This window comes from uncultured Deefgea sp. (assembly GCF_947072475.1).
GTDB lineage: Bacteria > Pseudomonadota > Gammaproteobacteria > Burkholderiales > Chitinibacteraceae > Deefgea.
The window spans coordinates 63,323-78,050 of the sequence record NZ_CAMTIA010000011.1; the positions used below are offsets into that span (position 1 = coordinate 63,323).

The 14,728-nt window shown below is 48.1% G+C and carries 17 protein-coding genes; 10 read left to right on the forward strand and 7 right to left on the reverse strand.

What is annotated here, in order from left to right:
- Window positions 1–50 precede the first annotated feature (50 nt).
- Window positions 51–554, reverse strand: a complete 504-nt coding sequence (locus Q0V82_RS05975) for a peptidylprolyl isomerase (RefSeq protein WP_297573552.1) — start codon at window positions 552–554, stop codon at window positions 51–53.
- 27 nt (window positions 555–581) lie between these two features.
- A complete protein-coding gene (locus tag Q0V82_RS05980; RefSeq protein ID WP_297573555.1) occupies window positions 582–1,181 on the reverse strand; it encodes a peptidylprolyl isomerase in 600 nt (199 codons plus the stop codon).
- A gap of 89 nt (window positions 1,182–1,270) precedes the next feature.
- Here Q0V82_RS05980 and coq7 point away from each other — a divergent pair, with 89 nt between their 5' ends.
- Together coq7 and Q0V82_RS05990 are read left to right on the forward strand one after the other, a co-directional pair.
- Window positions 1,271–1,906, forward strand: a complete 636-nt coding sequence (coq7, locus tag Q0V82_RS05985) for a 2-polyprenyl-3-methyl-6-methoxy-1,4-benzoquinone monooxygenase (protein WP_297573603.1) — start codon at window positions 1,271–1,273, stop codon at window positions 1,904–1,906.
- A 190-nt stretch (window positions 1,907–2,096) separates the two neighbouring features.
- On the forward strand, window positions 2,097–2,891 hold the full coding sequence (locus tag Q0V82_RS05990) for a formate/nitrite transporter family protein (RefSeq protein WP_297573558.1): 795 nt from the start codon (window positions 2,097–2,099) through the stop codon (window positions 2,889–2,891).
- A gap of 95 nt (window positions 2,892–2,986) precedes the next feature.
- On the opposite strand, the gene Q0V82_RS05995 is transcribed toward Q0V82_RS05990, so the two are convergent.
- Window positions 2,987–3,406, reverse strand: coding sequence for an OsmC family protein (locus tag Q0V82_RS05995; RefSeq protein WP_297573561.1), 420 nt, complete (start codon window positions 3,404–3,406; stop codon window positions 2,987–2,989).
- A 374-nt stretch (window positions 3,407–3,780) separates the two neighbouring features.
- Between Q0V82_RS05995 and rplM the strand changes: the two genes are divergently transcribed.
- The 8 genes from rplM (at window position 3,781) to Q0V82_RS06035 (ending at window position 10,358) form a co-directional block, all read left to right on the forward strand.
- Window positions 3,781–4,209: a 50S ribosomal protein L13 gene (rplM, locus tag Q0V82_RS06000; protein WP_297573564.1), complete on the forward strand. Its 429-nt coding sequence runs from the start codon at window positions 3,781–3,783 to the stop codon at window positions 4,207–4,209.
- Window positions 4,210–4,238: 29 nt separating this feature from the next.
- Complete coding sequence (rpsI, locus tag Q0V82_RS06005; protein WP_297573567.1) at window positions 4,239–4,631, forward strand: 30S ribosomal protein S9; 393 nt, start codon at window positions 4,239–4,241, stop codon at window positions 4,629–4,631.
- A 177-nt stretch (window positions 4,632–4,808) separates the two neighbouring features.
- Window positions 4,809–5,852 carry an N-acetyl-gamma-glutamyl-phosphate reductase gene (argC, locus tag Q0V82_RS06010; RefSeq protein ID WP_297573570.1) on the forward strand — a complete coding sequence of 348 codons (1,044 nt, stop codon included), beginning with the start codon at window positions 4,809–4,811 and terminating at the stop codon, window positions 5,850–5,852.
- Window positions 5,853–5,894: 42 nt separating this feature from the next.
- A complete protein-coding gene (locus Q0V82_RS06015; protein ID WP_297573573.1) occupies window positions 5,895–6,575 on the forward strand; it encodes a DUF6776 family protein in 681 nt (226 codons plus the stop codon).
- Between the two features lie 10 nt (window positions 6,576–6,585).
- Entirely contained in the window at window positions 6,586–7,002 is a 417-nt protein-coding gene (locus Q0V82_RS06020; protein WP_297573576.1) for a polymer-forming cytoskeletal protein, read from the forward strand.
- Between the two features lie 88 nt (window positions 7,003–7,090).
- Complete coding sequence (gene erpA / locus Q0V82_RS06025; protein ID WP_374758528.1) at window positions 7,091–7,423, forward strand: iron-sulfur cluster insertion protein ErpA; 333 nt, start codon at window positions 7,091–7,093, stop codon at window positions 7,421–7,423.
- Window positions 7,424–7,620: 197 nt separating this feature from the next.
- Complete coding sequence (pap, locus tag Q0V82_RS06030) at window positions 7,621–9,120, forward strand: polyphosphate:AMP phosphotransferase (protein WP_297573582.1); 1,500 nt, start codon at window positions 7,621–7,623, stop codon at window positions 9,118–9,120.
- Window positions 9,121–9,278: 158 nt separating this feature from the next.
- A complete protein-coding gene (locus Q0V82_RS06035; RefSeq protein WP_297573584.1) occupies window positions 9,279–10,358 on the forward strand; it encodes a hypothetical protein in 1,080 nt (359 codons plus the stop codon).
- Between the two features lie 144 nt (window positions 10,359–10,502).
- Here Q0V82_RS06035 and Q0V82_RS06040 read toward each other — a convergent pair whose 3' ends face one another.
- The 4 genes from Q0V82_RS06040 to Q0V82_RS06055 all read right to left on the reverse strand — a co-directional run bounded on the left by Q0V82_RS06040 (window position 10,503) and on the right by Q0V82_RS06055 (window position 14,606).
- Window positions 10,503–11,282, reverse strand: coding sequence for a class II glutamine amidotransferase (locus tag Q0V82_RS06040; RefSeq protein WP_297573587.1), 780 nt, complete (start codon window positions 11,280–11,282; stop codon window positions 10,503–10,505).
- A gap of 102 nt (window positions 11,283–11,384) precedes the next feature.
- A complete protein-coding gene (locus tag Q0V82_RS06045; protein ID WP_297573590.1) occupies window positions 11,385–12,170 on the reverse strand; it encodes an enoyl-ACP reductase in 786 nt (261 codons plus the stop codon).
- Window positions 12,171–12,230: 60 nt separating this feature from the next.
- Complete coding sequence (locus tag Q0V82_RS06050; RefSeq protein WP_297573593.1) at window positions 12,231–13,250, reverse strand: folate-binding protein YgfZ; 1,020 nt, start codon at window positions 13,248–13,250, stop codon at window positions 12,231–12,233.
- 75 nt (window positions 13,251–13,325) lie between these two features.
- On the reverse strand, window positions 13,326–14,606 hold the full coding sequence (locus tag Q0V82_RS06055; protein ID WP_297573596.1) for an AsmA family protein: 1,281 nt from the start codon (window positions 14,604–14,606) through the stop codon (window positions 13,326–13,328).
- Between the last annotated feature and the right edge of the window lie 122 nt (window positions 14,607–14,728).

Consider the following 14,728-nt stretch of genomic DNA (forward strand, 5'->3'; position numbering starts at 1 on the left):
AAGCGCAGACTTGCTGCGCTTAAAATTAAATCGATCGTGAGTCAAAGTAATTAGGCCAGCACTTCGGCACTCAAAATCACTACATCTGTTTTTGGCACATCTTGGTGGAAACCATTGCTGCCAGTTTTCACTTTTTCGATTTTGTCGACGATGTCTTGCCCTTCAATCACTGCGCCAAATACGGAATAGCCCCAGCCTTGTGCTGTTTTATTGCGATGATTTAAGAAATCATTGTCAGCGGCATTGATGAAAAACTGTGAAGACGCCGAATGCGGTTCTGGCGTGCGGGCCATTGCGACGGTGTAAATGTCGTTTTTTAAACCATTATCCGCTTCATTTTGAATGGTTGGATGCTTGTCTTTCTTTTCTTTCATACCGGGTTCAAAGCCACCGCCTTGCAGCATAAAGCCATCGATAACACGATGAAAAATCGTGCCGTCGTAGTGACCCGAAGTGGCGTATTGAATAAAGTTAGCCACCGTAATCGGCGCTTTTTCTTCGTTTAGTTCTAAAACAATATCGCCCATGCTGGTGGTGAGTTTTACTTTAGTCATCTCGTGTGGTCCTTGAAAAAATATAAATTATTTGCTGTTGCTACTTTTGCTAGCGCTGGTTTTTTCTGGCTTGGCGGCTAATTCTTTGGCGCTGATTAAAATGATCGGCTCGGCTGGGGTATCGCCAGGCAGTAAATTGACTTTTGCCATTTGATCTGCGACGTCCATACCACTTAATACTTTACCAAATACCGCGTAACCCCAGCCATCAAATGAAGGGTAGTTTAAAGCGTCATTGTTTTTTAGATTGATATAAAACTGGCTGGTTGCCGAATGCGGCTGACCGGTTCTGGCCATGGCGAGCATACCACGGTCATTTTTCAATCCTTTTTCAGCCGTGATTTTGGCTTCATTTTGAATCGATGCTTTAGTTGGTTTTTGTTCTTGTTTGGCATCGTAACCGCCACCTTGCACTACAAAGCCAGGCACCACGCGGTGAAAAACCGTGCCGTCATAATGTTTGCTTTTTACATATTGCAAAAAATTAGCCACCGAGATCGGCGCTTGCTCTGGGTAGAGTTCAACGATGATTTTACCTTTGCTGGTGTTGAGCTCGACTTGCGGATTGGCGGCGATGACGGTCAAGCTTGACAGTGCTAAAGCGGCAGCGATAACGAAGCGTTTCATGAAAATTCCTGCAAATTGGAGGTAAAAATACAATCTCGTAATCATAACATGTGCACAGTGTAGAATTGCCAGCTTAAGGAGAACTGATGATGCTGAAATTACCTTCTTTGGACCAATTTATTACTGAATTTGATACGGTGTTGCGTACTTTAGCCGCGCCAGCGGTGAGTGCTCGGGCTCATCCGGATGCCAAAATTGACGATGCAGCAATGAGTAGCGCAGAAAAAGCGCACGCAGCAGGATTGATGCGGGTGAATCATTGTGGCGAAGTGTGCGCGCAAGCGCTGTATCAAGGACAAGCGTTGACTGCCAGAGACCCCGCAGCACGGCAAGCATTACGCCACGCCGCCGATGAGGAGGTGGAGCATTTAGCTTGGACTCAGCGTCGTTTGGCTGAGCTCGGTAGTCATCGCAGTGTGCTTAATCCATTGTGGTATGCCGGCTCTTTGGCGATGGGCGTCGCCGCCGGGGTGATTGGTGATAAATGGAATTTGGGCTTTTTGGCCGAAACGGAGCGGCAGGTTGGCGCACATTTGCAAAGTCATCTTAATGAATTGCCCGAGGCGGATGAAAAAAGCCGAGCCATTGTGGCACAAATGTATTTGGACGAAATGAGCCATGCTGAGCTGGCCGATCAAATGGGCGCAGTCCCTTTGCCGCGACCTGTTCCACAATTAATGCAGTTAACTTCTCAAGTAATGACGCAGCTGAGTTATCGTTTTTAACCGAGTTTAAAAATTAAATAGCATATTGTGAGCATTGCGGCGGCTGACATGATCCGCTAGAACTTTGCGCCAGATCAGACTTGTCGTATTAAATACCAATGCCATGGCGATACTGCCGCTTGTTGTGGGTATGCACGTTATAAAATAGCGCCATCTAAATAATAGAAATACAGGCCTTGATATGAATGGGATGTTAGCTCCTTCTGCCATTGTTGATTATGTAGAACACAGTGCTTTAGAAAAATCAGCGTTGCCTTGTTCACGATTGGCAGTCATGGCCATTATCGGCGGGATGTTTATTTCTCTGGGGGCTTTGCTCGCGGTTTATGTGGCTGGTGGGTCGCCAGAGTTGATGCAGAGTAATCCTGGCTTAGGCAAATTATTATTTGGCGCGGTTTTTCCTTTGGGCTTTATTGCTGTGGTGTTGACTGGGGTAGACCTATTTACCAGTAATTGCGCGACACAAATGGTGCCATTGCAACGCAATTTATTGGCCAAACGAGCGGTGGCTAGGGTGTGGTGCCTCTCTTATTTGGGCAATTTTATGGGCGCATTATTTACGGCTTGGGCCTTTGCCTATATGACGGGAATTTTTAAGCCCAATGATTCTGCAACGCTCTATTTACTCTCTATTGCACATCACAAATTAGAAAATCCGTTTGTGGTCACCTTTTTTAAAGGTGTTTTGGCGAATGTTTTGGTGTGTGTGGCCGCTTGGCAAGGCTATTCAGCCAAAGATACGCTAGGGCGCATGATGGGGATTTGGTTGCCAGTCATGGCCTTTGTTGCGCTGGGCATGGAGCATAGTATTGCAAATATGTTCTTTATCCCTGCAGCAATGTTGCTCGGACTGGATGCCAGCTGGGGTGATTTCTTGCTGCATAATTTATTGCCCGCAACACTCGGTAATATTGTGGGGGGGGCTTTATTTATTGGCTTGCCGTATGCATGGATTTTTCGCCGTCAAGCAGTCGCTGCGCATTAGAAATTATTAGATTCAACAAAATAAAGGTCTCATCGGCATTAAAAAAACGGCAAGAATCGCTTTCTTGCCGTTTTTTATTGCGTTAAACCAGCGAGTTAATCGGCTTCAAGCACGCTGAAATCGTGCGTAATGGGGACGACTTGGCCAAGCATAATCGACGCAGAGCAGTATTTTTCTGCCGACAACTTAATCGCCCGTTCAACGGCTTCTGCTTTAAGTGCTTTGCCGGTCACAATGAAATGTAAATGAATCTTGGTGAAAACCTTAGGGTCGGTTGCAGCGCGCTCTGCATCGACTTCAAGCACGCAGTCTCTCACGTCAGCACGGCCTTTTTTAAGGATGTGGATGACATCATAACTAGAGCAGCCTGCCATACCCATCAGCAGCATCTCCATCGGCCGTGGTCCGAGGTTACGCCCACCGCCTTCAGGTGGGCCATCCATCAGCACCGCATGGCCAGATTCGGACTGCGCTAAAAAACTCACTTCTTCGACCCATTTAATGCGTACTTTCATAATTCACTGGTCCTTAGATTAAGGCAATACGATGGAATATCGGTCACTATTCTAACGGGGAAAGGCGGATGACGCGATGGCGCTATGGTTAAATTGATTCAGCCTATTTGGCTTGTAACCATTGGTCGCAGTGCCGACAACTTGGTTGTCTTACACCTAAATTTCTGTGATAATCGGCAATGACATTGGGCTTTGCTCGATGTCGTCTCCTCCATCCTCCATTTATTTGGTAGGATTTCGCGCAATCTAGGCATGCCTTGATTGCGTTTTTTTTGTCTCGGATTAGAATCTGTTTGCAAATGCATTTGACAGAGTGGCATTTAACCAGCTACAATCCGCGACTTTCTCAAATTCAAAAACGTGGACTAGCAGTCATGAAAACCTTTTCTGCCAAGCCGCACGAGGTGAAGCGCGAGTGGTTCGTTGTGGACGCCACAGACTTAGTGCTGGGCCGTCTCGCTGCCGAGATCGCCAAACGCCTGCGTGGCAAACATAAAGCTGAATTCACTCCGCACGTCGATACCGGCGACTACATCGTTGTGGTAAACGCAGACAAGATCCGCGTTACTGGCGATAAAGCAACTGGTAAGATTTATTACCGCCATACTGGTCACCCAGGCGGTATTTACGAGCGTACCTTCACTGAAATGCAAACGAAATTTCCTGGCCGTGCGTTGGAATTTGCTGTTAAAGGCATGTTACCAAAAGGCCCATTGGGCTACGCAATGATCAAGAAAATGAAAGTTTATGCCGGTGGCGAACATCCGCACACTGCGCAAGAACCTAAAACTCTTGCTCTCTAAGCGATCGCAAAACTTAAAGGAATTGCATCATGGTAGGTAAATACAATTATGGTACTGGCCGCCGCAAGAGCTCTGTAGCTCGTGTGTTCTTGGCAAAAGGTACTGGCCAAATTATCGTTAACGGTAAAGCATTGGACCAATACTTTGCTCGTGAAACTGGTCGTATGATCGTTCGTCAACCACTCGTGTTGACTAGCAATCTTGAAGGTTTCGATATTATGGTTAACGTCGTTGGCGGTGGTGAATCAGGCCAAGCTGGCGCGATTCGTCACGGTATCACTCGTGCCTTGATTCAGTATGATGCAGCGTTGAAGCCAACTCTGAAATCAGCTGGTCTGGTTACTCGTGACGCTCGTGAAGTTGAACGTAAGAAAGTCGGTCTACGCGGCGCACGTCGTCGTAAACAATTCTCTAAGCGTTAATTCGTTTACAGATTGTTTGGATCAAAGAGCCATCCTGCGGGGTGGCTTTTTTACGTCTGTCGACCTGGAGAGTCGTCGTCAGAGAATGGTTTTTCTTACTTATTCTTTCTTCCCTATTCCCCACTCCCTGGTATTTTGTTTTATTATCGCGGTGATAATTTGAACAGGGAAAAGAGCATGATCAAGGTTGGGATTGTTGGTGGTACTGGGTACACAGGGGTTGAATTGCTGCGTTTATTATCGCGCCATCCTGATGTCGAGCTGAAAGCGGTGACTTCGCGTAAAGAAGCCGGAATGAAAGTATCTGAAATGTTCCCTAGCCTACGCGGCCATGTTGAGATTGCTTTTTCTACGCCTGAGAATGCCAAACTCACCGAGTGCGACGTGGTTTTCTTTGCAACGCCGCACGGTGTGGCGATGGCGCAAGCGCGTGAATTACTCGATGCGGGCGTTAAAGTCATCGATTTGGCAGCCGATTTTCGACTCAAAGATCCTGCTGAATTTACGCAGTGGTATGCGATGGAACACAGCTGTACCGATTTACTCGCTGAAGCGGTGTACGGTTTGCCAGAAGTGAATCGCGCGGCCATCCAAAAAGCACGTTTGATTGGTATGGCAGGCTGCTATCCAACGTCGGTGCAACTCGGTTTATTGCCGCTGATTGAAAATGGTCTGCAATTGATCGAAACCAGTGGCATTATCGCTGATTGCAAATCGGGGGTTTCTGGTGCCGGGCGTAAGGCCGAAGTGGGTACTTTATTTGCCGAAAGTAGCGATAATTTCAAAGCCTATGCAGTAAAAGGTCATCGCCACTCGCCCGAAATCATGCAAGGACTGTCGGCAATTCATGGCGCTCCAGTTGAGTTGACCTTTGTGCCGCATCTTACGCCGATGATTCGTGGTATTCATTCGACGATTTATGCGCGCTTAACTGAGGCTGGCAAAGCGGCCGATGTGCAAAAATTATTCGAAGAGCGATTTGCGGCTGAGCCGTTTGTTGACGTGATGCCAGCCGGCTCTTGCCCAGAAACTCGCTCGGTACGTGGTAGTAATACGGCACGTATTGCGGTGCACCGCCCGGGTAACGGCGATTTGCTGGTGATACTGGTGGTAGAAGACAATCTGGTTAAAGGCGCTTCAGGGCAATCAGTGCAGGTGATGAACTTGATGTTTGGTCTGCCTGAACAGCATGGTCTTGATATTGTGCCGTTGTTGCCTTAAAGAATGCCGATTAAACGCCTCTATCGTTCACAAAGGGCGCGCATGACTGCGACGCCTTTGTCGCTGCGCCCTCAGCTTAGTCTCAAAGCCAAGTTTTTTCGTATTGCGCTACTCATGGGGGTATTGCTGGGTGCGCTTTATGCTGGAATGCAGCTGGGCGAATACCGCAAAGAGAAATGGGAGTCGAGCCATTTTGCTCGGCAGAAAAATCAAGTACAAAGTTTGCAGCAACAAGTTGATGCTGTGCAAAAAAGCCAAGCATTAGTCTCGCAACAGCTCACCGTTGTGGGCGCTGAGCGAGATGCGCTCAAGCGTGAGCTGACGGCTTTGCAGCAAGACTTCGCCATTACGCGAGAAACCTTATCGTTTTTTGAGTCTTTATTGCAAAGCAATGATAGAAATCGCTCGGCCAGTTTTGTGGCTTGTGAATTGCAAACCAGTAGCGTTGATCGACTGCGCTATCGTTTGTTATTAGTGCAAGGAACCGATAAAACAACCGAACTGGCTGGGCGTTTACTCGTCAGTGTGCAATATCAGCTGGGCGGTAAAAAACAGCAGTTGACGGCAAAGACTCAAGGCGCGCCGATTGCGGTGGCGCATTATCATCGTGCCGAAGGTGAATTTGAATTACCCGCAGGTGCCGCGGGCCCATTGGTAATGGAAGCTCGTTTTGTTGAGCCACAAGGCAGTAAAGTATTAGCCAGTTGCCAAAAAAAAATCTAAGGGGATAAGTGTGTTTAATAAGAAAAAAGGCAGCACCAAAATTGATAGCCTAATTGGTCAAGGTACGACGGTGACTGGGCATGTGAAGTTTGCCGGTGGCCTGCGTTTAGACGGTGCCATTATCGGAGATGTCAGCATGACCGATGAAAAAAACGGCACTTTGGTGGTGAGTGATAAGGCCAAAATTGAAGGCAAAGTAGTGTGCTCGCACTTGATTTTAAATGGCGAAATCTGCGGACCCATTGAAGTCAGTCACTATGTTGAATTGCAGAGTAAATCGCGAATTCGCGGTGATTTAGCGTATAAAACGCTAGAAATGCATCCTGGTGCGATTGTCGATGGACGCTTAATTCATGTGCACAATGGCCAGCGTGAAGAGATGGCCATTGATGATCTGCCACGTGTAGCGGACAGCAAGGTAGAGTGATTGACCTTGCTGGGCCAGACGTGGATAATATACCCTATCAATTTAGTCAACTATTATGGGCGGAGCTGTTATGACCACTGAAACCGAGATGCCACTTCCTTTTGTCTTTAGCGATAATGCGGCGAGTAAAGTCAATGAATTGATTTTGGAAGAAGGTAATCCAGATTTGAAATTGCGCGTCTTTGTGACGGGCGGTGGCTGCTCAGGCTTTCAATATGGCTTTACTTTTGACGAAATCGTCAATGAAGACGACACGCCGATTACTAAAAATGGCGTGACCTTATTGGTTGATCCAATGAGCTATCAATATTTGGTCGGCGCTGAAATTGATTACGTTGAAAGCATTGAAGGCTCGCAATTTACGATTAAAAACCCGAATGCTCAGTCTACTTGCGGCTGTGGATCGTCATTCTCGGTTTAAATATCCAAGCATGATTCAAAAAATCAAAGAGGCGTCAGCCTCTTTTTTTTCGTCGTTTTTTTTGCTGTTGATGCGCTGTTTGCTGATTTAGGCCGGTTGCATCGATCTATATGGCTTTCTGGTTATGCTGATCAGCAAAGACTTCCCGAAATGCGGCTAACGCTGAATAATGGCGCATCATGACTCGGAGTCAGTGTATGTTTGAATCGGCAGAATTAGGGCATCAATTGGATAAGCAGGCTTATCAGCAATTTGAAACTGAATTACGGCAGAGCTTGTTGTCGATTCAATACGATTTAAACCAACGCGCTGATTTTCAAGTGGTTATCTTACTGGGCGGGGTACCCACAGCAGGTAAGAGTGAGGTGGCTAATCTCTTATTAAAATGGTTAGATCCGCGCTTAATTGCCACACATGCTTTTGCCGAACCGAGTGATGAAGAGACTGCTCGCCCGCCTTTTTGGCGCTATTGGCGTATTTTGCCGCCCAAGGGCAAGATGGCCATCCTTTTTGGTGGTTGGTATAGCGGTCCGATGTGGGATCAAATGCAAGATGCGGCAGAACCGATCGCTTATGAGTATGAGTTGGCCAAAATTTTGCGGCTAGAAAAAATGCTGTCAGACGAAGGCGTATTGGTTTTGAAGTTTTGGCTACATTTGTCGAAAGATCAGCTAAAAAAACAAATCAAAAAACTTGGCGCAGATTCACGTACCGCTTGGCGAGTTGAAGAATCAGATCGGTGGTTTTTAAAAAATTATGATCAGATGATTGATCGCTATCGCGATTTATTATTGCGAACCAATTTAGCCGATGCACCGTGGCGTGTGGTTGAGAGCTCAGACAGTAATTATCGCAATATTTCAGTCGGTCGGCATATTGAAGAAGCCACTCGTCATCACATGGCACGGGCCTCCGTTCGGCAAAATCGTATTGATGCAGCGCCTTTAATGCCGTCCATTGACGGCGTTCGTCTGCTCGATACACTGCCCTTAGATTATGTTTTAAGCAAAGAAGATTACAAAATTCAGCTCGAAGAATGGCAAGGCCGACTCAATGGCCTAGTTCGGCAGCCTAAATTTAAGCAGCTTTCCGTGGTTTGTGTGTTTGAAGGCATGGACGCTGCGGGTAAGGGCGGTGCGATTCGCCGGATTACTGCGGCACTCGATGCTCGGCAATATCGCACCATACCGATTGCCGCCCCGACCGAAGAAGAACGTGCTCAGCCGTATCTATGGCGTTTTTGGCGGCATTTACCGCCGCACGGGCAACTCACGCTGTTTGATCGCTCTTGGTATGGTCGCGTCTTGGTGGAGCGCGTAGAGGGCTTTGCGAGCCATGCAGATTGGATGCGGGCTTATGGCGAAATCAATGATTTCGAAGCTCAAATTGCGGCAGCGAACGTGTTGGTGGTTAAGTTTTGGCTGGCGATTAGTAATGAAGAGCAATTAAACCGCTTTCATGAGCGCGAAGCGATTGAATATAAACGCTTCAAAATTACCGAAGAAGATTGGCGTAACCGCGAAAAATGGGATGACTACGTCACCGCCGCGAGTGATTTAATTGAGCGAACCAGTACCCCGAATTCGCCGTGGCTCAGGGTAGGGGCAAATAACAAATATTATGCACGGATTGCAGTGCTTCGCCATTTGTGCGAGCGCATTGAAGCGGCGTTAAGCCAACAAGAACAATCCGCTTGAGTCGTGCGTGTCGGATTTTGCTGCAGAGTCAGGCTTTGGATTGATGTTATGCTGCGCCCAGATCGTGCGGTGCTACGGTCGTCGTTGTGCGGTAAGGCCATAGGGGCAGGTGAGGCGCGTGAGCGCAGTGGTCAAGGTTTGAGGGAATAAAATAAATAATGGCCGATTGGAGTATTTGGCAGGCGCTCGAAGAATGGCGAAATAAGCGACATGAATTAGATCCGGTCTTTGCTCGGGCGGGGGTTGCGCCAGAGTTAGATAGTTTGGTCAATCGTATTGGCTTGGATTTACGTCGCGAGGCCCCAACTCGTCCTTTGCTGACGGGCAATAAACTGCGTGATGATGAAGAAATTGGCCGTTACCATCAGGCTTATTATCGGCATTATGATGAGCCATTAGAGAAAATTGACGGTTTGTTGCGTCGCTCATGGGTGCCTGAAGCAGGACCAATTGCCGATTTGATTCGTCAAGAAGTCGCGCGTTTGCGGATTTTGCTCAAGGAGCAGCCCGGCACGCATCCGGCGTTTGGTGATGTAGACAAATTGCTGCAGCATTATTTGCACCTAGACCATCCCGATATCATGATTAATCCCGAGGTATTGAATGAGCGCCGGCGATTATTAATGGATGTGGCTGGATACCCCTTGCAAGTGCAAAATGCACTTAAAGATCCATATAACGACAGCGTGCCACCGCTGTCGAGCAGTTCATTTCGAGATCAATTGCACGAAAAAATGGCGCAGTATTTAGCGGCCCATTGGTTGCATTCAAAAGTGATTACCCATTGGTATATTAGCTTGGCGCTGGATGGGGCTTTAGCACGCAAAAAGCGCGATGCGACGGATGACACCCGCATTGCTTCGATGATGAAGCGCCGCTGGCCGACCTTATCGGTGACGATGCCTCAATTTGAACAAGCCGATCAAATTTGGTATTTACTGATCACCTTGATTGCGATCGCAAGCTTATTTTTTGAATTATGGTGGGTGGCGGGCGGCTTAATTTTTTGGCTGTATTTATCGGTCGGCGGGCATCAGCGCGAGCGTAAAGAGATTGAAGCGCGGCGCAGTCAACTCGCCGCACGCGCAAGTAGTATGAAGGTGACGCGAGACCGCTTTGCACACAACCAAATCAGCCTCGAGCGCCTGTCGTTTCAATTGCGCCAACTGGACGAGCAGGGCGAATATTTTGATGATACGGTGTTTGCCCTGCTTGGACTGCATCAGCATGAGGCCTAGACATCGATTGATGTCACCAAACCCTATTTGGCGATGCGTTGCTGATTGCGGCTGAATTCGCCGCGAAAAGCACGTCAGTAGCGGCAGAAAACCAAACGTCAATGTGCGGTAGTATATTCCGCAAGAATATATAAAATAAATCCTCTACGAATATACCTCTGTTTTTTGTATCTCACCATCCACAAACATCAATAGCTCACCGGCCTGCATAGCCGTCCATGTTTCATTGTCGGTGAGCGGTTGCGTGGCAATGACGGCCACGCGATCATTGGGCCTGGTCTCATTGGAAAAGTCGATCGATAAATCCATGTCCGACAAATGTGCGACGCTAAATGGCGCTTGACGCACGATGTAGTGCAGCGCCGTTGAGCAATGCGCCCATAGCGTGTCGCCATTGGAGAGTAAAAAATTGCAGCAGCCATGTTGCGCTAATTGTGCCGCTATGCGGCTGAGTGCCTGATGGAGCTCGATGCGGCTTGGCATGACGCTAAATTGTTGTGCGAGCTGATCAAGTATCCAACAAAAAGCTTGTTCACTATCGGTATTGCCTACTGGCTGAAAGCGCGATGGCTCAAGCCTAGGTAGCTCGGTGAGGTTGCCATTATGGGCAAAGATCCAGTATTTACCCCACAATTCACGCTGAAAAGGGTGGGTGTTGGCAAGGTTAACCCCGCCTTGGGTGGCTTTGCGGATGTGCGAGATGACATTTTTGCTTTTGATTGGATAGCTACGCACCAAATCAGCGACCGGGCTACGGCTCGACGGTAGATAGTCCAGAAACAGCCGGCAGCCCTTCTCTTCAAAAAATGCAATGCCCCAGCCATCGGCGTGCTCGGCGGTGAGTCCGCCACGACGGCGAAATCCTTCAAAAGAAAACACAATATCGGTAGGGGTGTTGCAGTTCATTCCAAGTAATTGGCACATCGCTCAATACCTTTAAAATTGGGGACTTGCTTGTTTGCGTGGCAAGCAATAACAATAAAGCCCGCGATTGCGGGCTTTATTTTGGGCTACATCGAGGGGTAATTAACCCGCCAAAGCGCCTGCGCCGATGCTAAAGCCCACATCAACGTGCAAGATTTCACCGGTCATGCCTGAGCATAAGTCAGACAATAAGAAGGCCGTGACATTGCCCACTTCTTCTTTGGTGACATTGCGTTTGGACGGCGTAGCTTCTGCCGCGCCTTTCAATAATTTACCAAAGTCAGAAATCCCGGCCGCAGCTAAAGTTTTGATTGGCCCCGCAGAAACGCCGTTGACACGGATTTCTTTGCTGGTACCCAATGCCGCCGCCATATAGCGAACATTGGCTTCAAGGCTGGCTTTGGCCAATCCCATTACATTGTAATTTGGGATTGCACGTTCAGCGCCAAGATACGACATCGTAACCAGCGATGCTTTTTCATTGAGCATTGGACGCGCGGCTTTGGCCAGTGCGGCAAAGCTGTACGAGCTGATATCGTGAGCGATTTTAAAGTTCTCACGCGTCACGGCATCCAGATAATCGCCTTTTAAGGCATCGCGTGGCGCAAAACCAATCGAGTGTACGAGGCCATCAAACGTTGGCCAAAATTCAGCCAATGCTGGAAATAGCGCTTCGATTTGCTCATCGCTACCCACATCACAGGGCAGAACGATGGTCGAATCAAAGTCAGCGGCTAAACGAGCAACACGATTTTTTAGGTCTTCACCCACATAAGTGAAGGCCAACTCAGCACCTTCACGGCGGCAAGCTTGGGCAATGCCGTAGGCGATAGAGCGATCTGAAAGTAGACCGCAAATTAAGATTTTTTTATTAGCGAGAAACCCCATGGGGTGACATCCTTGCTTGTGCGAATTTCGCGATTATATGATGAAATTGCTGTTTTGGCTTCAGTTGAGTGCATAGGGCAGGTTTAATTGCGTCAATTGCGGACCATTGGCGTCAATTAAATGCAATCCCAGCGGCAAACTGGCAATTTGTGCAACGACTAAGACTTCTGAACCACCTTGAGGACTTGGCGCGGCCAGCATGATCTTGCCGCTGGCTTGGCCATCCGAATCCGAGCTATAAACGTCCTGTCCCGCAAGCACCTCGCGGCTATCGACATGCATGCGATAGGTGCGGCGTTTGGTTTTACCCAAATATTGCATTCTGGCGACGATTTCTTGGCCCGGGTAGCAGCCTTTTTTAAAGTTAACCCCACCAATTAATTCCATATTGGCCATTTGTGGCACAAATTCTTCTTGAGTTGGCCCAGTTACCCATGGGCTACCGGCACGAATTTCGGTGAGCTGCCAAACGCTCGTTCCCGCTGCTTGTGCGCCCTTGCTGATCAATTCAGTCCATAGCGTCGCCATCACTTCGGGTGAGGCCATAATTTGAAAGCGGTCACCCTCAAGTCCGATAATGCTGGCATTGGCGTGATGTTGTACTGTCATTGCGGCCGGAACACTGCCAAAGTACGCTTCAATTTGTGCGCTAGCTGAAGGACCCGCCACACCGATTTGGACCCAGTCGGTATTGGCATCGCTGGCTTTGGTTTTGCTGCGCATAATAAACATACTTAAGCGTTTTTGAATGCTGGCTTGTAGCTCAGCGGCAATTTGCAATACATAGTCATCTTGCTGACGCGACACTAAAAAGCTCGCGAGCATGCGACCTTTTGGCGTTGAGTAACTTGAGTATTGCACTGTATTCACGTCTAGCGCTCGAACATCACTCGAGAGTTGGCCTTGTAAAAATGCTTGACTGTCTTCGCCACTAAAGCGAATTAAACCGTATTGGCTGAGTGGGCAGATGACCCAGTTTTGTTCCAGTGCGGCCAATTCTGTGTCGGTCTGTGTAAAGTGGGTGACGAGGTGCGCTTCGAATTGGGCGCCGGCTTGCTGTAAAAATGCGTTCCAGGTCATGTGTTTTTCCTTGTTAGCGATGCGGCAGGCTTGCTGTGCCGTATCGTCCATTGATATTGAGTGATTAGTGAGTGATTAGTTTTCGGGTTTAGGCGCTTCGGTTTCGGCGCTGGGGCTTCGTTCTTCATGGTTGGGGCGTAGCGCACCACGACTGTGTAATTCAGGCGCGGCCAATTGGCCGGAAATACTGAGCTGATTATTGGCCATCATTGCGCCTGCGGCGAGTTGCGTGTTGATCGATCCGCTCATTTTTTGTTGTGAAATGCGTAAATCGCCACGAGCCTGAAATTTACCTGACTGGAGTATTAGGTTGTGTAGCATTACAGTATTGTCGTTGATGGCAATACCCCCTGATAAACTACTAAAGCTGGTTTGCCCGCCACGGCGTAATGTCGTTGGGTTTTGCGATTTAAGTGGCGTAATCAAATCAAAGTTATGCAAAGTACCATCTTGAATAAGAAAGCGGCCTTGGATTTGCGCTTGCTTAAATAATTGTTGTTCCGTCGCCCCTTGATATTTAAAGCGGGCATCGGCATTCATTCGACCGGTGCTGCGCGTGATCGGACTATATAAACGCATTAACGGCTCGACAGCGATATTCTTGGCAAAAATGTGCCCGGTGAGTTGCCAGTTCGATTGCCAGTTCAGTTGTGCTGAGCCGGTGACAAGGCCGCCATACAGATCTGCTCGAATATCTGAAATGCTCCAGCCGTCGGCGTCGGCGGTACCGATGAGTTTAAGAAATTCAAATTTAACCGGTTGACCTAAAGGCAGCTCCCAGTTTCTGGCGTTAAATTGTACTTTGAATTGCCCCGGCTCTGTGGGTTGGACTTGAATTTCTACGCGGTTTTGATCGCCACGAATAACGAGGTCTTCGATATTGCCATTGGCATTAAAGCGTAACTCTCCATCGATGGGTCCAACCGTGCGGCGATCCAGTTTGATCGAGACGTTCTCTAGCGCCAGTCGATCGATTTTAAAACCATTGTGCTGGTCCGTTTTGATTCGATTTGGCAAATCAAAAGCAAAGGAGCGGGATAAAACGGCGTTGCGAATTAGTACATTTCGCATCGACTGACCCCAATTTAAAACGTTGTAGCTCGTGACTGGAATAATAATCTCTGCAATTTTGGCGGTCTCAGGCCGCTCGATCACCACGTCGCGTAAAATAAAGACTGGCGTAGGTTGGTAACTAAATTCGATCTGCGCAATTTGCGTCTTCCCGCCATTCATTTGCGAGAGCTTTGTTTCTAAACTGTTTTTGAAGGTAGCGTAGGGCATAATCAAAGGTAGGGAAGCGGCAATGCTAAGCAAAATCGTGCTGCCGATGAGGATTTTTTTGGCGCGAGTCATCATTTTATCGATTATTTTATTAGGATGTTCTTGACTAAACAGTCGAGAGTGTCTATTATACGCCCCATACCAATTCCTCGATAGCTCAGTTGGTAGAGCAACGGACTGTTAATCCGTGTGTCCCT

Coding starts and splice junctions, on each gene's coding strand:
- Q0V82_RS06015 (WP_297573573.1), top strand. CDS start 5,895: ATGACTGCGACGCCTTTGTCGCTGCGCCCTCAGCTTAGTCTCAAAGCC.
- Q0V82_RS05975 (WP_297573552.1), bottom strand. CDS start 554: ATGACTAAAGTAAAACTCACCACCAGCATGGGCGATATTGTTTTAGAA.
- Q0V82_RS05995 (WP_297573561.1), bottom strand. CDS start 3,406: ATGAAAGTACGCATTAAATGGGTCGAAGAAGTGAGTTTTTTAGCGCAG.
- pap (WP_297573582.1), top strand. CDS start 7,621: ATGTTTGAATCGGCAGAATTAGGGCATCAATTGGATAAGCAGGCTTAT.
- erpA (WP_374758528.1), top strand. CDS start 7,091: ATGCCACTTCCTTTTGTCTTTAGCGATAATGCGGCGAGTAAAGTCAAT.
- Q0V82_RS06045 (WP_297573590.1), bottom strand. CDS start 12,170: ATGGGGTTTCTCGCTAATAAAAAAATCTTAATTTGCGGTCTACTTTCA.
- Q0V82_RS06040 (WP_297573587.1), bottom strand. CDS start 11,282: ATGTGCCAATTACTTGGAATGAACTGCAACACCCCTACCGATATTGTG.
- Q0V82_RS06050 (WP_297573593.1), bottom strand. CDS start 13,250: ATGACCTGGAACGCATTTTTACAGCAAGCCGGCGCCCAATTCGAAGCG.
- rplM (WP_297573564.1), top strand. CDS start 3,781: ATGAAAACCTTTTCTGCCAAGCCGCACGAGGTGAAGCGCGAGTGGTTC.
- rpsI (WP_297573567.1), top strand. CDS start 4,239: ATGGTAGGTAAATACAATTATGGTACTGGCCGCCGCAAGAGCTCTGTA.
- Q0V82_RS05980 (WP_297573555.1), bottom strand. CDS start 1,181: ATGAAACGCTTCGTTATCGCTGCCGCTTTAGCACTGTCAAGCTTGACC.
- Q0V82_RS05990 (WP_297573558.1), top strand. CDS start 2,097: ATGTTAGCTCCTTCTGCCATTGTTGATTATGTAGAACACAGTGCTTTA.
- Q0V82_RS06055 (WP_297573596.1), bottom strand. CDS start 14,606: ATGATGACTCGCGCCAAAAAAATCCTCATCGGCAGCACGATTTTGCTT.
- Q0V82_RS06035 (WP_297573584.1), top strand. CDS start 9,279: ATGGCCGATTGGAGTATTTGGCAGGCGCTCGAAGAATGGCGAAATAAG.
- argC (WP_297573570.1), top strand. CDS start 4,809: ATGATCAAGGTTGGGATTGTTGGTGGTACTGGGTACACAGGGGTTGAA.
- coq7 (WP_297573603.1), top strand. CDS start 1,271: ATGCTGAAATTACCTTCTTTGGACCAATTTATTACTGAATTTGATACG.